The organism is Bacteroides sp. OF03-11BH (assembly GCF_003604005.1).
GTDB lineage: Bacteria > Bacteroidota > Bacteroidia > Bacteroidales > Bacteroidaceae > Bacteroides > Bacteroides ovatus.
Window position 1 is genome coordinate 18,877 of record NZ_QTMW01000018.1, and the last position, 16,728, is coordinate 35,604.

The 16,728-nt window shown below is 42.2% G+C and carries 19 protein-coding genes; 7 read left to right on the forward strand and 12 right to left on the reverse strand.

Features of this window, described 5'->3' with window-relative positions; all coding sequences use genetic code 11:
• Nucleotides 1-158 precede the first annotated feature (158 nt).
• From DXA54_RS14545 to DXA54_RS14570, 6 genes are all read right to left on the reverse strand, one after another.
• Nucleotides 159-884: a DUF4858 domain-containing protein gene (locus DXA54_RS14545; protein WP_120079843.1), complete on the reverse strand. Its 726-nt coding sequence runs from the start codon at nt 882-884 to the stop codon at nt 159-161.
• A gap of 177 nt (nt 885-1,061) precedes the next feature.
• On the reverse strand, nt 1,062-1,586 hold the full coding sequence (locus DXA54_RS14550) for a DUF4943 family protein (RefSeq protein WP_004304253.1): 525 nt from the start codon (nt 1,584-1,586) through the stop codon (nt 1,062-1,064).
• A gap of 11 nt (nt 1,587-1,597) precedes the next feature.
• Entirely contained in the window at nt 1,598-2,647 is a 1,050-nt protein-coding gene (locus DXA54_RS14555; protein WP_004304254.1) for an outer membrane beta-barrel protein, read from the reverse strand.
• The gene (locus DXA54_RS14560; protein ID WP_004300758.1) at nt 2,631-3,182 is read right to left on the reverse strand and encodes an RNA polymerase sigma factor; all 552 of its coding nucleotides are present in this window, start codon (nt 3,180-3,182) and stop codon (nt 2,631-2,633) included. Before DXA54_RS14560 ends, DXA54_RS14555 begins: the two co-directional genes overlap by 17 nt.
• A gap of 249 nt (nt 3,183-3,431) precedes the next feature.
• Nucleotides 3,432-4,280: a carboxylating nicotinate-nucleotide diphosphorylase gene (gene nadC, locus DXA54_RS14565; protein ID WP_008648774.1), complete on the reverse strand. Its 849-nt coding sequence runs from the start codon at nt 4,278-4,280 to the stop codon at nt 3,432-3,434.
• Nucleotides 4,273-4,665 (reverse strand): DUF4783 domain-containing protein, encoded by a 393-nt coding sequence (locus tag DXA54_RS14570; RefSeq protein ID WP_004326554.1) that lies wholly within the window; start codon nt 4,663-4,665, stop codon nt 4,273-4,275. Before DXA54_RS14570 ends, nadC begins: the two co-directional genes overlap by 8 nt.
• A 127-nt stretch (nt 4,666-4,792) precedes the next feature.
• Between DXA54_RS14570 and rlmH the strand changes: the two genes are divergently transcribed.
• On the forward strand, nt 4,793-5,266 hold the full coding sequence (rlmH, locus tag DXA54_RS14575) for a 23S rRNA (pseudouridine(1915)-N(3))-methyltransferase RlmH (protein WP_008648776.1): 474 nt from the start codon (nt 4,793-4,795) through the stop codon (nt 5,264-5,266).
• 60 nt (nt 5,267-5,326) lie between these two features.
• On the opposite strand, the gene DXA54_RS14580 is transcribed toward rlmH, so the two are convergent.
• The 5 genes from DXA54_RS14580 to DXA54_RS14600 form a co-directional block, all read right to left on the reverse strand.
• The gene (locus DXA54_RS14580; protein ID WP_004321440.1) at nt 5,327-5,962 is read right to left on the reverse strand and encodes an HD domain-containing protein; all 636 of its coding nucleotides are present in this window, start codon (nt 5,960-5,962) and stop codon (nt 5,327-5,329) included.
• Between the two features lie 37 nt (nt 5,963-5,999).
• Nucleotides 6,000-6,455: a preQ(1) synthase gene (queF, locus tag DXA54_RS14585; protein WP_004321441.1), complete on the reverse strand. Its 456-nt coding sequence runs from the start codon at nt 6,453-6,455 to the stop codon at nt 6,000-6,002.
• A 580-nt stretch (nt 6,456-7,035) separates the two neighbouring features.
• Nucleotides 7,036-7,695 carry a 7-cyano-7-deazaguanine synthase QueC gene (gene queC, locus DXA54_RS14590; RefSeq protein WP_004300765.1) on the reverse strand — a complete coding sequence of 220 codons (660 nt, stop codon included), beginning with the start codon at nt 7,693-7,695 and terminating at the stop codon, nt 7,036-7,038.
• Nucleotides 7,696-7,703: 8 nt separating this feature from the next.
• Nucleotides 7,704-8,384, reverse strand: coding sequence for a queuosine precursor transporter (locus DXA54_RS14595; protein WP_004304261.1), 681 nt, complete (start codon nt 8,382-8,384; stop codon nt 7,704-7,706).
• A 238-nt stretch (nt 8,385-8,622) separates the two neighbouring features.
• Nucleotides 8,623-9,129, reverse strand: coding sequence for an RNA polymerase sigma factor (locus tag DXA54_RS14600; RefSeq protein ID WP_004300768.1), 507 nt, complete (start codon nt 9,127-9,129; stop codon nt 8,623-8,625).
• 163 nt (nt 9,130-9,292) lie between these two features.
• Between DXA54_RS14600 and DXA54_RS14605 the strand changes: the two genes are divergently transcribed.
• Nucleotides 9,293-10,582, forward strand: a complete 1,290-nt coding sequence (locus DXA54_RS14605; RefSeq protein WP_004321443.1) for a DcaP family trimeric outer membrane transporter — start codon at nt 9,293-9,295, stop codon at nt 10,580-10,582.
• Nucleotides 10,583-10,665: 83 nt separating this feature from the next.
• Here the strand turns inward: DXA54_RS14605 and DXA54_RS14610 are convergent, their stop codons facing one another.
• Nucleotides 10,666-12,111: an OmpP1/FadL family transporter gene (locus DXA54_RS14610; RefSeq protein ID WP_008648779.1), complete on the reverse strand. Its 1,446-nt coding sequence runs from the start codon at nt 12,109-12,111 to the stop codon at nt 10,666-10,668.
• A 208-nt stretch (nt 12,112-12,319) separates the two neighbouring features.
• Here DXA54_RS14610 and DXA54_RS14615 point away from each other — a divergent pair, with 208 nt between their 5' ends.
• The 5 genes from DXA54_RS14615 to DXA54_RS14635 all read left to right on the forward strand — a co-directional run bounded on the left by DXA54_RS14615 (nt 12,320) and on the right by DXA54_RS14635 (nt 16,723).
• Nucleotides 12,320-13,321, forward strand: a complete 1,002-nt coding sequence (locus DXA54_RS14615) for a 2-hydroxyacid dehydrogenase (RefSeq protein WP_004300772.1) — start codon at nt 12,320-12,322, stop codon at nt 13,319-13,321.
• A 63-nt stretch (nt 13,322-13,384) separates the two neighbouring features.
• Nucleotides 13,385-14,089: a pirin family protein gene (locus tag DXA54_RS14620; protein WP_120079845.1), complete on the forward strand. Its 705-nt coding sequence runs from the start codon at nt 13,385-13,387 to the stop codon at nt 14,087-14,089.
• A 43-nt stretch (nt 14,090-14,132) separates the two neighbouring features.
• A complete protein-coding gene (gene pdxH / locus DXA54_RS14625; protein ID WP_120079847.1) occupies nt 14,133-14,780 on the forward strand; it encodes a pyridoxamine 5'-phosphate oxidase in 648 nt (215 codons plus the stop codon).
• Nucleotides 14,781-14,847: 67 nt separating this feature from the next.
• Nucleotides 14,848-15,579, forward strand: a complete 732-nt coding sequence (locus tag DXA54_RS14630) for an MBL fold metallo-hydrolase (RefSeq protein ID WP_120079849.1) — start codon at nt 14,848-14,850, stop codon at nt 15,577-15,579.
• 13 nt (nt 15,580-15,592) lie between these two features.
• On the forward strand, nt 15,593-16,723 hold the full coding sequence (locus tag DXA54_RS14635) for a DUF4468 domain-containing protein (protein WP_120079851.1): 1,131 nt from the start codon (nt 15,593-15,595) through the stop codon (nt 16,721-16,723).
• Nucleotides 16,724-16,728 lie beyond the last annotated feature (5 nt).

Below are 16,728 nucleotides of genomic sequence, written 5' to 3' on the forward strand. Positions count from 1 at the left end.
TATCTATGTGTTAATATACTAAGATACCAATAATAGTGACAGAGCTATATAACAATGCGCCAACATAACAACACACAAATATACTAATTATTCAATTACAAACATTCTCTAGTCAGCACATTAGCGCATTGCTACATCAACACATCATTATAACGCCTTCAACGGGCAATCTGTTCAATTGGTTTATTTATCAACACAGTGGTAGAATCTCCATAAGTTCTCAACACTTCCAATGTGCGGGCACGGTTATCCCGTCCCGTCTTATTCCAGAAATCTTTTGTAAAGACAGCCATCAGGTCAAGTCTGCCGATAGTTCCACCATTGATATACACTCCACTCCCACCAAACAAGGGAATAGGTGCATCCATCACTACCGTGTTCACCATCATTCCGTTAGCACGTTCACCCAACTGACGGAAACGTACCCCACTCGCCTGTATCTCATCCAACGACTTACGCATTCCCTTTGCCATCGGATTGCGTGCCCAGTTTGAATAAGATCTTTGATGGCGTATCTCGTAGAAAGGATCACCCCGCCAGGTATTTTTATCGATCTTTATCTTCTTCTGATAGATGGGATCCCAGTTATAGCGGGTATTCGCTTTATATGGCATCAGAGTCAACATCACTTTCGGTTTAGGCAACGCTTCAGGAAGCGATTCGTCAGGCATCATCCAGCTTTTCTCCTCCGACATCCGGGGAGTACCCACTGCGCTTCCGAAATCAATCGACTTCACAGCATCCATATTTAAATGCAACTCCTGGTCACTCTCCAGCAATTTCTTCAAATGCAAAGAATCTTGCGCCGTCCATACTTGCGAATATGCAAATACAGCGGTCAGGCACAGTGCCATCGTTGTTATAACCCGTTTTAATCCATCCATTCTTTTTACTCTTTCATTACCTATATTTCGGAGCACTTCATATACATTTGTACGTATAAGAGGCTATCTTTTGAGCGTAATAATCCCCCTGTCAGCAGCAAAAGACTACTGATACAAACAAATATTCCCACATGAATGTTTCCTATTTTTTACTTTCCGAAGGCTCCTCCCCCTTTATTACCACCAACGATAACCCGATCCGCAAAGCGGCTCATCGTAGCACGGATCAATTGTCCATCTCGTTTTCGGATATTGGCGTTCTTCCCACCAACTACGATAACAAGCGGCTGCATCGAGTACTTCCTCATCGGTCAGGAAATAGATTGCTTCATAATTTTCAGCATTCGCCAATACCATTTTGCAACCTAATGACGGAGGTGTGCCCTGACGGATAGATTCAATCACCCAAAGCATACACTCACCCAACCGAATCTTACCGTTGTTCATATTATAAACCGACGGAAAAGAAGGGATAATAGTCAGATCTTCTGCATATTTTAAAAGTTCGGGGATATCCTCTTCCGTGAAATGAGGAACCTCCACCACCCCTTTTTCATTCTTCATCTTGTACGTACCCGACTTCAATTGCTTCACAAAAAGAGCAACATCCGGATTGTTATAATCCATTTCTTCGCTGGTGCATCCTGTAAAGGATACGATCAGGCAAACAGCCATCCACAGCATTAGTAGTGTTTTTTTCATTTTCATAAGGATTAATACGTCATGCGGAGTCCGCAAAGTAAATTAAAATTAGTCGGCCGTTTTGTTCGTACCGTAGCCAATTTCGAATCTGTCTTAAAATGATGCGAAACTCCGGGTTCGGCAAAAACAGCAAGTCGGTCATTAATCTTATAGTTGATTCCAATACCGGCAGTCACTGCCAGCTGGATAGGTTCTTCTTTAAAACTGTTGTCCGGTGCACCGGCAATACATTTATCGGCTATTCCTCCTACAGTAGCGTAAAGGTCGATTTTTTTCGTATCTACCAACGTCACGTTCACTTTAACGGGGATTCCCAGATAGTGCAAGTGCTGCCCTGCAGAACGAAGGTTCGAATAGAGCAATCCGGTTTCTATGCCAAGAAAATCGTTCAACTTACGCTCTACCGTCACCCCTGCGGAAACCGGCATTTTATAAGTACCGTTATCTGCCGGAAGTGCTGTACCCACTTGAACTTTCATCGCCCAGCGATGCTTTTTCACTGCTTTGGGTTGAGACATATCGACATTCGACTGTTCTTCCGAAGCGACAGATGATCCTGTATTACCGTTTGTTGCCTGCCAATAACCATTATGCCCCTGATTACCATATCGGTTGCCATTTCCCGTAGAAGTAGTGGAAGAAAAAGAAAACGACATAGAGAAAGTGATAGAAAGAGAATCTTCTTCCTCCGTATATTGCGACAGCATACCGTAAGATTTCGGAGCCGGTTTCGGCAACACCGGTTCTACCGGCAACGGCAACTGATTGACGCGTATTCCATCTCCATCCATCTGTCCTCCATTCGTCACGGCTATCTTTGTAAATGCTTCTTCCATTTCCTCCTTTGGAGAGAAATACAAGAAAGTAGCCGACGAGGCTGCCAAAACAAGCAATACAGATGCCGCAGCCGCTACACGGAAGAGCAGAATCCGACGACGATGCTGGCAAGCCACAGGAATTTCCTGCGAGAGCTCTTCCCAAAAGCCATCCCGTACACTCATCCCGGCATCAGCGAGACGCGTGCGAAACAGATCGGTTATTTCATCATTTTCTTTCTTCATGATTTCTATACTCTTTAATTCTTTTTGCTAACAAATATTTGGCCCGGTGCAGCTGCGAAGTAGATGAATGCTCTTTAATATGAAGCATCTTGGCTATCTCCTTGTGCGATTTCTCTTCAAACACATAAAGGTTGAAAACGGTTCGGCAACCATCCGGCAATTCGGCAATAAAAGCCATCAACTGCTCTTCGGAGATTCCAGCCCCTCCTCCCGAATCCGATATATCCGGTATATCGGGAAGCTGCTCTTCATGCACTACCAACTGGCTGACTCGCTTCTCCCGTCGCAGGAAATCGAGTGATTGAGTAACCATCACCCGGGTAATCCATGTACAAAGTGAAGACTCACCCCGGAACGAAAAGTTGGTAAAAATCTTGATGAAACCGTCATGCAGTACATCGTGCGCCGCATCCATATCGCCCGTATAGCGGAAACATACCGCCAGCATCTGCTTGGAATAGAGAGTGTAAAGTTCCTTTCGGGCTGAATCCTTTCCTGCCCGACAGCCCTTTATCAGTTCTATCTCGTTTTCCAAAGTCAATTACTTTTTTTTAAAATCGAACGTATGTCTGCGTCGTTTGCTCATTAGACGCGAGAGTTTGAGGAATGCTGCAAGGAATATTGCTAAAAGAAGTTAAAGGATAGATAATAATAAACGGGAAAGAAAAAACGATGAACGATAAACGGTAAATGATGAACAAAGCTGCGCATAATCATGCTACAAAATATCCACCGTTTACTGTTTATCGTTCACCGCTTACAGTTCACCGCTTATTATATACTATCAGCATGCTTTGAAACTCATGTCCAGCCCTTTCACTGAATGAGTCAAAGCTCCTACAGAGATGAAGTCTACGCCACATTCGGCATACTCACGAAGAGTATCAAAGGTGATACCACCCGAAGATTCGGTTTCGTATTTGCCTGCTACCATCTCTACTGCTTTCTTTGTCATTTCGGGAGTGAAGTTATCAAACATGATACGGTCTACTCCGCCGAGATCAAGAACTTGCTGCAGTTCGTCGAAGCTGCGGACTTCTATTTCTATTTTCAGGTCTTTGCCTTTTTCCTTGCAATATTCTTTGGCACGAGTAATGGCTTTGTCGATACCTCCGGCAAAGTCCACATGATTGTCTTTCAGAAGAATCATGTCGAACAGACCAATACGATGGTTTACTCCGCCACCGATTTTCACTGCCATTTTTTCGAGGATACGCATACCGGGAGTTGTTTTGCGGGTATCAAGCACACGGGTATTTGTACCTTCCAATACCTTTGCATATTTACGGGTCATTGTTGCAATGCCGCTCATACGCTGCATCATGTTCAACATCAGGCGTTCGGTTTGAAGTAAAGATTGCACTTTTCCTTCCACTACCATTGCTACATCACCCGGTTTCACTTCTGTTCCGTCATTGATAAACACTTCCACTTTCATGGTAGGATCAAAACGGTTGAAGATTTCTTTAGCTACTTCGATGCCAGCCAACACACCGGCTTCTTTGATAAGCAATTTTGATTTTCCCATTGCCGTAGCGGGAATACATGAAAGGGTGGTATGATCGCCATCACCTATATCTTCTGCAAAAGCAAGATCGATCAACTTGTCGATCAGTTCTTTTTCCTTATTCATTGATCTTGTCAATTCTTATTTGATGTATTAAATATTGATTCTGCACTTTCTTCAGGAAGCAGTTCACACGAAAGTTCCCATTAGTAGTAGCCAACGTACCGATAACGAAACTCGATTCGTCCCGTTTTCCCTGATGGTTCACATTAAATCCGCTGACTTTATTCTTCGTAAAGAATTCCTGCATCGCAGCTGTTGCTTTCTGTTTGTCAACGTTTGTCGAGCGACCTTGGAGCACCAGGTTTACCTTGTCCCCCATATACTTACTTAGCTCTTGCGAGCTTCCTCTTTTAAATGCCGTAATCACTCCTGCCGGTATCTCTTGCGCCATTAGCAACGAGAGGGAAAGAAGCAATGCGGTCATTCCTACGAGCACTCGTTTTTTCATAATTACAAGCTTTTAAGTTGAAGTTTAAAGGCTTAAACTTTCAACTAATGATAGGCAAAGGTAAGCATTAATTGCAGAATAACATAAAAAATGCCTATTTTTGTGCAATAATCAGAATTGTAGACGTATGAGAACAACCTTGCTCGTCGTAGGACGAACCGTAGAACAACACTATATAACTGCTATCAACGACTATATCCAGCGCACTAAACGCTATTTCACTTTTGACATGGAAGTGATTCCTGAATTGAAAAACACGAAGAGTCTTTCAATGGAAGTGCAGAAAGAAAAGGAAGGAGAACTGATATTGAAAGCTCTCCAACCGGGCGACGTGGTGGTATTGCTCGATGAGCACGGAAAAGAAATGCGTTCTCTGGAGTTTGCCGAATATATGAAGCGAAAAATGAACACGGTCAACAAACGACTGGTATTCATTATCGGAGGGCCTTATGGCTTTTCAGAAAAGGTTTATCAAGCGGCACACGAAAAGATTTCAATGTCGAAGATGACTTTCTCTCATCAGATGATCCGGCTGATATTCGTTGAGCAGATTTATCGGGCGATGACTATATTGAATGGAGGGCCGTATCATCATGAATAAACTACATCCACAAAGATGCACCGTGAAAAATGAATTATACAATAAAGAAGATGGATATCATTATCCATTCTTCTCTTCTATATAAAGTTTATTAAATACCTGCCGGAGTTCGTCTTCATTAGTAATCAAATTCCGAAGTTCTGCCAACCGTCCGGCATTATCCGATTGGGGTATCCATAACTTCAGATACCCTCCTTCTGCATATTTTTCAGTTAGATGTTTCCGAAAACGGGCATATTGCTCTTCTTTATCCATCTCCGGATAATGAGACAGCCCATATTGTACGGTACGGCGTAAAGTGACTTCGGGATCAATAATTCGGTCAGCCTCGGCAACAATCATTCCATAGATTGTTCTGGGAGCCTGTTTATTGGAAGCCCGATGATCTTCTATCGCCTCTTTCATCTGCAACAGCTGCTCATCCGTAAACCAACGCCGCAAAGTTTCGTCGGCTAACAACACTTTGCCGGAGGTTATATGATGAAATTCACGTCCTTCATACAACCCCAGGTCATGATAAGCAGCGATGACATAAACCATCGAATAATCGACTTCATAATGCGTCGCTAATTTCAGACTTTCCTCAATTACCTTTTCTACATGGTCAATTTGATGCGCTTTATCAAAGTTAGCGTATTGAGGAATAATACTTTGCCGAACATAGTTTTGTAATTCAGCAGGCACATGATGAGTCATATTCGATCTTTTTAGCTAGTGAATTCTTTTATTTATATTATTCCCGATTCATCAAACGATGTTCTGCCATCTGTTCGAACTTTGTTCCCGGACGACCATAATTGGCATACGGATAAATGGAAATACCACCACGAGGAGTAAATATTCCCGTTACTTCTATGTATTTGGGACTCATCAATCGGATAAGATCTTTCATTATGATATTCACACAATCTTCATGAAAGGCTCCATGACTGCGGAAACTGAAAAGATAGAGTTTCAAACTCTTACTTTCTACCATTTTTATATCAGGAATGTAGCTGATACGTATTTCGGCAAAGTCCGGCTGTCCGGTAATAGGACACAGACTTGTGAACTCCGGGCAGTTGAAACGTACCCAGTAATCATTTTCAGGATGCTTATTATCAAAGGCTTCCAGTACTTCAGGAGCATAATCTTGTTTATACTCGGTTTTTCTTCCTAATAAGGAAAGTTGGTCTTTTAATTCTGTCATTGCACTCATTAACTACAACCTCTACTCTAAACAAAAAAACGCATTTCTTCTTTCACCTATCACCGTCCTGCCTCAAACGCCTTATTCATCGAGGTTTTAGTGGTGAAGGATTCATTTCACAACCTATCACCGCATCTATCACCTATCACCATCAACTCTTATCCTACGTTTGCTTTCTCCTCATCTTACTTGTTACGGTGTGTTTCATTGCCTGAAACAATGTGTTTCCCGCCTTGAAACAAAGTGTTTCATTACTTGGAACAAACTGTTTCAAGTCTTGGAACTTATAGTTTCAAGCGTTAGAAACTTTAGTTTCCTACCGTTGAAACTTTAGTTTCTCACCGATGAAACAACAGTTTCAAACTGTTGAAACTAATCTAAGCCAATACATTCCGGACAGAAACTACTATCATTTATTAATTAGAACTTACCGGTGACAATAGATGTGACGGCAAAATGTCAAATTTAGCTGCTGTCACTACTTGCTGTCACAAACTAAAAATCTTATAATCAAACATTTATCTACAACAATGTGACAGATGACAGCAAAAAAACGCATTTTAATCTCTATGTAGAGATATTATTGATTCTTACTTTTTAAATACTTTTCCAATCCTTCCCGACGCAATGTACAAGCCGGGCAATGTCCGCAACCATCTCCCTGAACGCCATTATAACAGGTCAAAGTCTCGGTGCGAATCAGTTCCAATACCCCCAGTTCGTCGGCCAATGCCCATGTTTCTGCCTTATCAATCCACATCAAAGGGGTATGAATCACAAATTGTTCATCCATAGCCAGATTGAGAGTTACATTAAGAGATTTGATAAAGGCATCACGGCAATCGGGATAACCGCTGAAATCTGTTTGAGAAACTCCCGTTACCAAATGATTAATACCACGTTCACGGGCATATACTGCTGCGATACTTAGAAAAAACAGATTACGTCCCGGAACAAAGGTATTAGGAACGCTATCTGCAGGTTTTTCCTGATCCATCACCATCGTAGTATCGGTCAATGAATTATGACCTAACTGTCCGATAAAGGAAACATCCATCACATCAAATTCCACTTCCGCTTTCCGGGCTATCTCCCGTGCAAGCTCCACTTCTTTCTGATGTTTCTGACCGTAAAGAAAACTCAAGGCATATACTTTCTTAAAGTTGCGTTTTGCCCAAAACAAACAAGTGGTAGAATCCTGCCCACCACTAAACACAACCAATGCTGCTTCTCTATTCATATTCTATATTAAATATCTTTGACTTTCAATACATTATAAGAGATATCGGTGTCATACACATCGCTACCGTCTATCTTCTTAATGGCTTTCACTACACGAATTGTCACCGGAAGGATAATAACTTCATACATGGATTTCAGCACAATCTGAATCCCCATCATGATAAGCAGTTCTTTCCAGGCAATAACTCCACCAAAAGCTACCGGGAAGAAAATCAATGAATCGGCAGTCTCACCTACAACAGTCGACCAGATGGCACGAGCCGAAAAGTTACGCCCCTGACTGGCTACTTTCATCTTACTCATCACATACGCATTGAGAAATGAGCCTACCAGAAAAGCCATCAGACTGGCAGCCACAATACGGGGAGCCATACCGAACACAAAATTGAAATGTTCCTCGCCCTCCCAGAAAGGAGCAGCCGGAATGGCAACAGCTATCAACCCAAGAGCAACCACGAAGAAGTTCATGGCAAAACCGCTCCAAATGATGAGCCGCGCTTTCTTGAATCCCCAAACTTCGGCGATACAATCATTAATAATATAAGAAATAGGAAAAACCAATAATCCGGCTGTCACGGTCAGACTACCTACCTGAATTACTTTTGTTTCAAGAAGATTGGCTGCAATGAGACAGACATTAAACAGAATGCCCAGCAGCATAAAGGGTACAGATACTTTTTCTTTCATAATTCCTGTTTTTTACGTGGTGTTCTAGAATACACGACCGCTATTCACGGCATCATACATTTTTTATTCTTTCGGAGTGCAAAGGTAAAAAATAAAACTGGAATTATCACATTCATCTTACCAGAATCTGTCTTCCCGATAATTGAAGAAAAAATAAGCCTCCTTGTCAGTCGTCGTATTCTGACAGGAAGGCTCATCACTTTGACCTTAAAACACATCACTCAATCAGGCATCTGCATCAGGAGGAGAAATCTTTCAATTCCTCTTTCAACCGCTTACGGATGAAAAACAAACGGCTCTTTACCGTTCCCATCGGCAATCCTAATTTTTCGGCAATTTCTCTATACTTAAATCCGGCTACAAACATCTGAAAAGGCACTTTCATCTCTTCCGGTATGGAATGTATCACCCTGTACAACTGTTTCATATCATACGTAAACTCGAATCTATCAGCATCTTCATCTTCTATCAGATGTTGTTGATTGATGGAGTAACTATCATCAATCAGGTTCATTTCGCGAACTGTGCGACGGTAGTTGTTCACGAAAATATTACGCATAAGCGTATACATCCATCCCTTCAGATTTTTGCTATACGTAAACTTCTCCTGATTATCTAATGCCTGCAACAAACAATCCTGAACCAAATCATTAGCAGATTCGCGGTCTGCCGTCAATTTATATGCGAAGCGATGCAAATCCGGTTGTATCGCTAATATTCCTTGAGTAAAATCAACTTTTTCCATCGTCGTATTTCCTTTATCTAATTAGTACGATACAAAGGTCAGTTTTTTTAGAATCATTATAAATAGCAATTCTTCCGATTAGTTTGGCAATTTTTCCTTTGCCCCTCTCAACCATTTCTTTTTTTAGTTGTTCATTGGGCATTCACCTAAAACTTAACTGATAATGAAAACAAGCTTTAAAATGGTAGCTATGCTACTGGGGATAGGAATTTTCCCCCTCTGTGCCTATGCACAACAGAAGGTAGTCATCGAAGATGAAGAACCGAACTCTATCATGTTTGTTTCGAAAAACAAAGCAGGAGATGAAATCATCCGAATCATGAACGACCGTTCGCAGATGCGTTTCCACGACCCGAATGCTCCCCGTTTCCTGCTAACCGACCAGAAAGGGAAATTTGCCCTGGGTATCGGAGGATATGTTCGTGCAACAGCAGAGTATGACTTTAACGGTATCGTAAATGATGTCGATTTCTATCCGGCATTGATTCCACAACGCGGAAGCGGCAATTTTGCCAAGAATCAATTCCAGATGGACATCACCACTTCTACCCTATTCCTCAAACTGGTAGGACGTACGAAACATCTGGGAGACTTCGTTGTCTACACAGCCGGAAACTTCCGGGGTGACGGAAAAACCTTTGAATTGCAGAATGCTTATGCGCAATTCCTCGGTTTCACGATCGGATACAGCTACGGTTCGTTCATGGACCTCTCCGCACTGCCTCCTACCATCGACTTTGCAGGTCCTAACGGATCAGCCTTTTACCGCACTACGCAATTGAGCTATATGTGCGATAAGTTGAAAAACTGGAAATTCGGTGTTTCGATGGAAATGCCTTCAGTAGACGGTACAACCAACAATGACTTGTCTATCAACACCCAACGAATGCCGGACTTTGCCACTTCCGTACAGTATAACTGGAATAGTAGCAGTCACGTTAAATTAGGTGCCATTGTCCGTAGTATGACCTACTCAAGTAATGTACATGAGAAAGCCTATTCCGCCACCGGCTTCGGTCTGCAAGCATCTACAACCTTCAATATTACGAAGAAATTACAGGCATTCGGACAGTTTAATTATGGAAAAGGTATCGGATCTTACCTGAACGATTTAAGTAATCTGAACGTAGATATCGTTCCCGATCCTGATAATGAGGGAAAAATGCAGGTTCTCCCAATGCTGGGATGGTATGCAGGGTTGCAATACAACCTTTGTCCGAGCATCTTTATATCCGGTACATATAGTTTATCCAGACTTTATTCTGAAAACGGATATCCAAGTGAAAATCCGGAATCCTATCGCAAAGGACAATACCTGGTAGCTAATGCTTTCTGGAATGTAAGCAGTAACCTGCAAGTCGGTGTTGAATATTTAAGAGGATGGCGCACTGATTTCAGTTCCGCAACTCGTCACGCTAACCGGTTGAATATGCTGGTACAGTATTCTTTCTAAATAAACATAGAACAGTAAAACAAAAAAGCCGTCTCAACATCATGTCCGAGACGGCTTTTCTATACATATAAAGGATTAGAAATTTAGAACTTGTAGTTCACGCTCACGCCAAATACTTTATTGGTACGGCTATAAACGTCTTTATCTACTAATGATGCCATTGATTCAGGCAAACCACCCCGTCGTGGATTTTCTTTGGTATAATCACTGTATGTAGTCCAAAAATAAGCAACATCAAGGCTCAATGCCTGTGTGAAATTAATGCGACCTCCGAAACCTACAGAATAAGAATCACAAGAGAAACTTGTATCTGATTGAAAAGCATCGCTCAATCCGTAGTCTGTTTTCTGATAACCTCCACTGACTGTGAACAGTTTATTGATATCCCATTCAACACCGGCCAAGTACTCGTGTGTACCATGTTTCAGTGTCTTCTGTTTGCCATCCGCCATACCGGCATTCTTATCATCAAAGAAATGGTATTCTACCGACGCTCTCAACGATGGCAAAAATTCATAACTTGCTGCTACAGAAAGCATAGAAGGAAGGTCGCTCGGCGTGTTCACACCATTCGCATAAGGTGCCATAAAATCCGCAGCTGCATCCGGAAACTCACGCGTATGCGTATCATTTTCAATATTCATATTAGCCTTAAATTCGTACTTCGCTGCCAAATTCAACTTTCCGAATTTAGCATCTACACCGATAATAGGCGTCAATCCCCAACCTGTCTGGTCACAATCAAGCTCAATCTTTGTATCATCCAGTTTTTGAAGCAAAGGACCCGATTGTGCCTGAGCTGCCAGAGTTGCTTGTTCCAAACTCATACCAGGATTAGCAGCCATGATTTGTTGTACTATAGCAGCACCCAACTGTTGAGCCACACCCTCTTTCAGACTAATATTTAAGTGCCCCTTATATCCACCAGTAAAATAATTCATACGCGCACCAGCAAAAACAGAGAAGTGTTCATTAATCTTATAACTTGCTCCTAACTGAAAACCATAGATGTACTGACGACCTTCCATAGCCGAATTAATATTGTACATATTAGGTTTCAGCATCCCTCCACTCGCAGAATTTGCCAAACTAATAGCAGCCGCATCAAACATAGGCAATCCTGTGTTGAAAGAAGCTTTTCCACCACCACCTACAATGGCAAAGCTACCGGAAAACGCCCAATCACCTTTTTTATAGACAGCATGTATGGAAGGAATAACGGGAGCAGAAGCCGTCCCTTCATAATTACGCACAGTAGTCTGTCCGTCCATGGTCCATAAAGGACTTGTTGCAGCAATATCACGGGTCTGATATGCACTTTGAATAGTAAGTGCTACTTGAAGACCATCTTTGGGAAGAAATGCCAGTCCGGCAGGATTACTATAAACTCCATCAACATCGATGGAAGCGCCGCGGGCTATCATGCGTAAGAAAGCAGCATTCTGATTCGTATTGGTTAGATAATCTCCGGCAAAAGTTGGAATTGAAACGATCAACATTGCAAGACCAATCAACGAAATTTTTCTCATCTAAATCTTTTTTAAAATTATTTCGGCGCAAAGATATAACAATATTGCACAGGGAGCACATATTTGTGCAATTATTTTCATTTATCCGCCATTTTAATTGAAAAATCAAACTGTTTCTAATGAAACAATCTGTTTTTCGAATGATGGATTGATTAAACAAATTCACCTGTTCCAACGTTTAATATTATATAATTTATAGAATAATATTATGGCCTATACAATTGCATTTTTCGGCACAAAGCCTTATGATGAGTCCTCTTTCAATGACAAAAACAAAGAGTTCGGGTTTGAGATACGCTACTACAAAGGGCATCTGAATAAGAACAACGTACTACTGACACAAGGAGTGGATGCTGTCTGCATCTTTGTGAACGACGTTGCCGACGCAGAAGTAATCCGTGTGATGGCAGCCAACGGAGTAAAACTATTGGCACTACGCTGTGCCGGATTTAATAATGTAGATTTAGATGCTGCCGCCGCTGCCGGAATTACCGTAGTACGGGTTCCTGCCTACTCTCCTTATGCCGTTGCAGAGTACACCGTAGCTCTTATGCTATCGCTAAACCGGAAAATTCCCCGTGCTTCCTGGCGTACCAAAGATGGTAATTTCTCCCTGCACGGTCTGATGGGATTCGATATGCACGGAAAAACAGCAGGCATCATCGGTACAGGAAAAATCGCGAAAATACTGATTCACATCTTAAAAGGGTTTGGAATGAACATATTGGCTTACGACCTCTATCCGGACCATAACTTCGCCCGTGAAGAACAAATAGTTTATACTTCACTGGACGAACTATATCACAATTCGGATATCATCTCTTTGCATTGCCCGCTCACCGAAGCGACCAAGTATCTGATTAACGACTACTCTATCAGCAAAATGAAAGACGGAGTTATGATTATCAATACCGGCCGTGGACAGCTGATTCATACCAATGCATTGATTGAAGGGTTGAAGAACAAGAAAATAGGTTCCGCAGGACTGGACGTATATGAGGAAGAAAGCGAATACTTTTATGAAGATCAATCCGACCGCATCATCGACGATGATGTACTCGCCCGCTTACTTTCATTCAACAATGTGATAGTCACTTCTCATCAAGCTTTTTTCACACATGAAGCGATGGAGAATATTGCGGTGACCACCCTGCAAAACATAAAAGATTTTATCAATCATAAGCCTTTGCTAAATGAAGTGAAGAAATAAAACTTTTAAGCTCCTTTCTTTGTTTACAAAACATATAAACAAATAAGAGAAAGGACAGATTTTATGAAAAAAGTAATACATAAAGCAGATACAAGAGGACATTCCCAGTACGATTGGTTGGATAGTTACCATACTTTTAGTTTTGACGAATACTTCGACTCCAATCGTATCAACTTTGGTGCCCTTCGCGTATTGAATGATGACAAAGTTGCACCCGGAGAAGGTTTTCAGACTCACCCGCATAAGAATATGGAAATCATCTCCATCCCTCTGAAAGGACATCTGCAACATGGAGACAGCAAGAAGAACAGCCGCATCATTACTGTTGGAGAAATTCAGACAATAAGTGCCGGAACGGGAATCTTCCACAGTGAAGTGAATGCAAGTCCTGTAGAACCAGTAGAATTCCTGCAAATCTGGATTATGCCGAGAGAACGGAACACCCGTCCCGTTTATCAGGATTTCAGTATCACAGAGTTGGAACGTCCGAATGAACTGGCAGTCATCGTATCTCCCGACGGCAGTACACCTGCTTCCCTTTTGCAAGATACCTGGTTCTCAATCGGTAAAGTAGAAGCCGGGAAGAAACTGGGTTATCACATGCATCAAAGTCATGCAGGCGTCTATATTTTCCTCATTGAAGGAGAAGTTGTAGTAGATGGCGAAGTGTTGAAACGCCGGGACGGTATGGGTGTTTACGATACCAACAGTTTCGAACTGGAGACACTGAAAGATTCACATATTCTATTAATAGAAGTACCTATGTGATTCCATCATTAGAAATTAAGAACTAAAACTGCCAGATAATCTTATGGAGAAATTAAACATAGCAGATATCCGACAGGAATATACGAAAGGCGGGTTGCGGGAAAATGAACTTCCGGGCGACCCGCTTTCGCTTTTCAGTCGTTGGCTGCAAGAAGCAATTGACGCAGAGGTGGATGAACCAACTGCTGTCATTATAGGAACCGTATCCCCTGAAGGGAGACCGTCCACGCGTACCGTATTATTAAAAGGGCTCCATGATGGAAAATTTGTCTTCTATACCAATTATGAAAGCCGTAAAGGCAGGCAATTGGCACAAAATCCGTATATCTCCCTCTCTTTTGTGTGGCACGCCCTCGAAAGACAAATACATATAGAGGGAATAGCGACGAAAGTTCCTCCGGAAGAATCGGATGAATATTTCCGGAAACGTCCTTATAAAAGTCGGGTCGGTGCACGAATTTCTCCCCAAAGTCAACCTATAACAAGCCGAATGCAATTAATACGGTCTTTTGTCAGGGAGGCAGCCCGGTGGATCGGAAAAGAAGTGGAGAGGCCCGATAATTGGGGCGGATATGCCGTTACCCCTACAAGGATTGAATTCTGGCAAGGACGCCCCAACCGTCTGCATGACCGTTTTCTATATACCCTGCAACCGGACGGGGAATGGAAAATCAGTCGTCTTGCTCCTTGATTTCGTCGATTTTTCTTGGCAACTCCAACTAGAATACGTAATATTGCAATTATAAAATAGTCAGCTTATGACACTGGATTATATTTATCACAGCGGTTTCGCCATCGAAATGGAAGGTGTAACCGTTATCATCGATTACTACAAAGATTCTTCCGAAACGGAACATAACCGGGGAATCGTACATGATTATCTCCTGCAAAGGCCGGGTAAACTATATGTATTGGCCACCCATTTCCATCCCGACCACTTTAACCGTGAGATATTGACCTGGAAAGAACAACGCCCCGACATTCAATATATTTTCTCCAAAGATATCTTGAAATCCCATCGTGCCAAAGCCGAAGATGCTTTCTATATTAAAAAAGGAGAAACATACGAAGACGAGACAATTCGTATCGATGCTTTCGGCTCAACGGATGTCGGCAGTTCGTTCTTGCTTCACCTGCAAGATTGGAGTATTTTCCATGCCGGCGACTTGAACAACTGGCATTGGAGTGAGGAATCTACTGAAGAAGAGATCCGAAAAGCCAATGGTGATTTCCTTGCAGAAGTTAAATATTTAAAAGAAAAAGCGCCAAACATCGATTTAGTACTATTCCCGGTGGATCGGAGAATGGGAAAAGATTACATGAAAGGGGCAAAACAGTTCATCGAACAAATAAAAACTACTATATTTGTGCCCATGCACTTCAGTGAAGATTATGAGGGGGGGAATGCGCTTCGTAGTTTTGCTGAAAATGTCGGATGCCGTTTTATCAGCATCACCCATCGGGGCGAAAGTTTTGAGATTACCAAATAAACACATGATAATTATGAATAAATTTACGATTCTGTTTCTTACCCTGTTCCTTGCATTGCCGATGGCGATGAAGGCAGATTCTGCAAAAGAGAAGAAAGACGACACCAGGTACCTTGTAGGAGCTGTTCCTGAAGTAGATGGTAAAGTAGTATTTTCCAAAGAGTTCCAGATTCCCGGAATGAGTCAGGCACAAATCTACGACACAATGACAAAGTGGATGGACGAACGTCTGAAAGAAAATAAAAATATTGATAGCCGCATTGTTTTCTCGGACGAAGCAAAGGGGACAATTGCCGGTGTTGGAGAAGAATGGATTGTTTTCAGTTCCAGTGCTCTGTCATTAGACCGTACACTGGTCAACTATCAGATTACCGTTACCTGTAAACCCGGCAACTGCCTAGTAGAGCTTGAGAAAATCCGTTTCACTTATCGCGAAACAGAGAAATACAAAGCGGAAGAATGGATTACTGATAAATATGCGCTCAATAAAGCAAAGACCAAATTAGTGCGCGGCCTGGCTAAATGGCGTAGAAAAACTGTAGACTTCGCAGATGATATGTTTATGGATGTAGCAGTAGCTTTCGGAGCACCTGATACTCGTCCGAAGACAGAGAAAAAGAAGAAAGAAGAAGAGCAACAAAAACCATCTGTTATGGCCGCTGCCGGCCCGATCGTTATCGGTCAGGGAGGTAAAGTTACCACTACCGAATCTGCTCAAACCACCATTCCTGCGGCTACTTTGACTCCTGCCACTCCGGCTACCACAGTTGCATCCGATGCATCCGGTTATACAGAAATTGATTTGAAACAAATTCCGGGCGAAGTATATGCCTCAATGGGAAGTGGTAAATTAGTAATCAGTATTGGAAAAGATGAGTTCAACATGACCAATATGACTGCAAATGCAGGTGGTGCATTGGGGTATCAATCAGGAAAAGCTGTTGCATATTGCACACTTTCACCCGACCAACCTTATGAGGCAATAGAAAAGGCAGACAGCTATACACTGAAATTGTATGCCCCGAACCAGACAACTCCTTCAGCTGTTATCGAATGTAAGAAAATGCCTTCACAGACAACTCCGCAAGCCGGACAACCCCGTACCTATGTTGGAGAAATTGTGAAACTCTTAATGAAAAAATAAGGAAA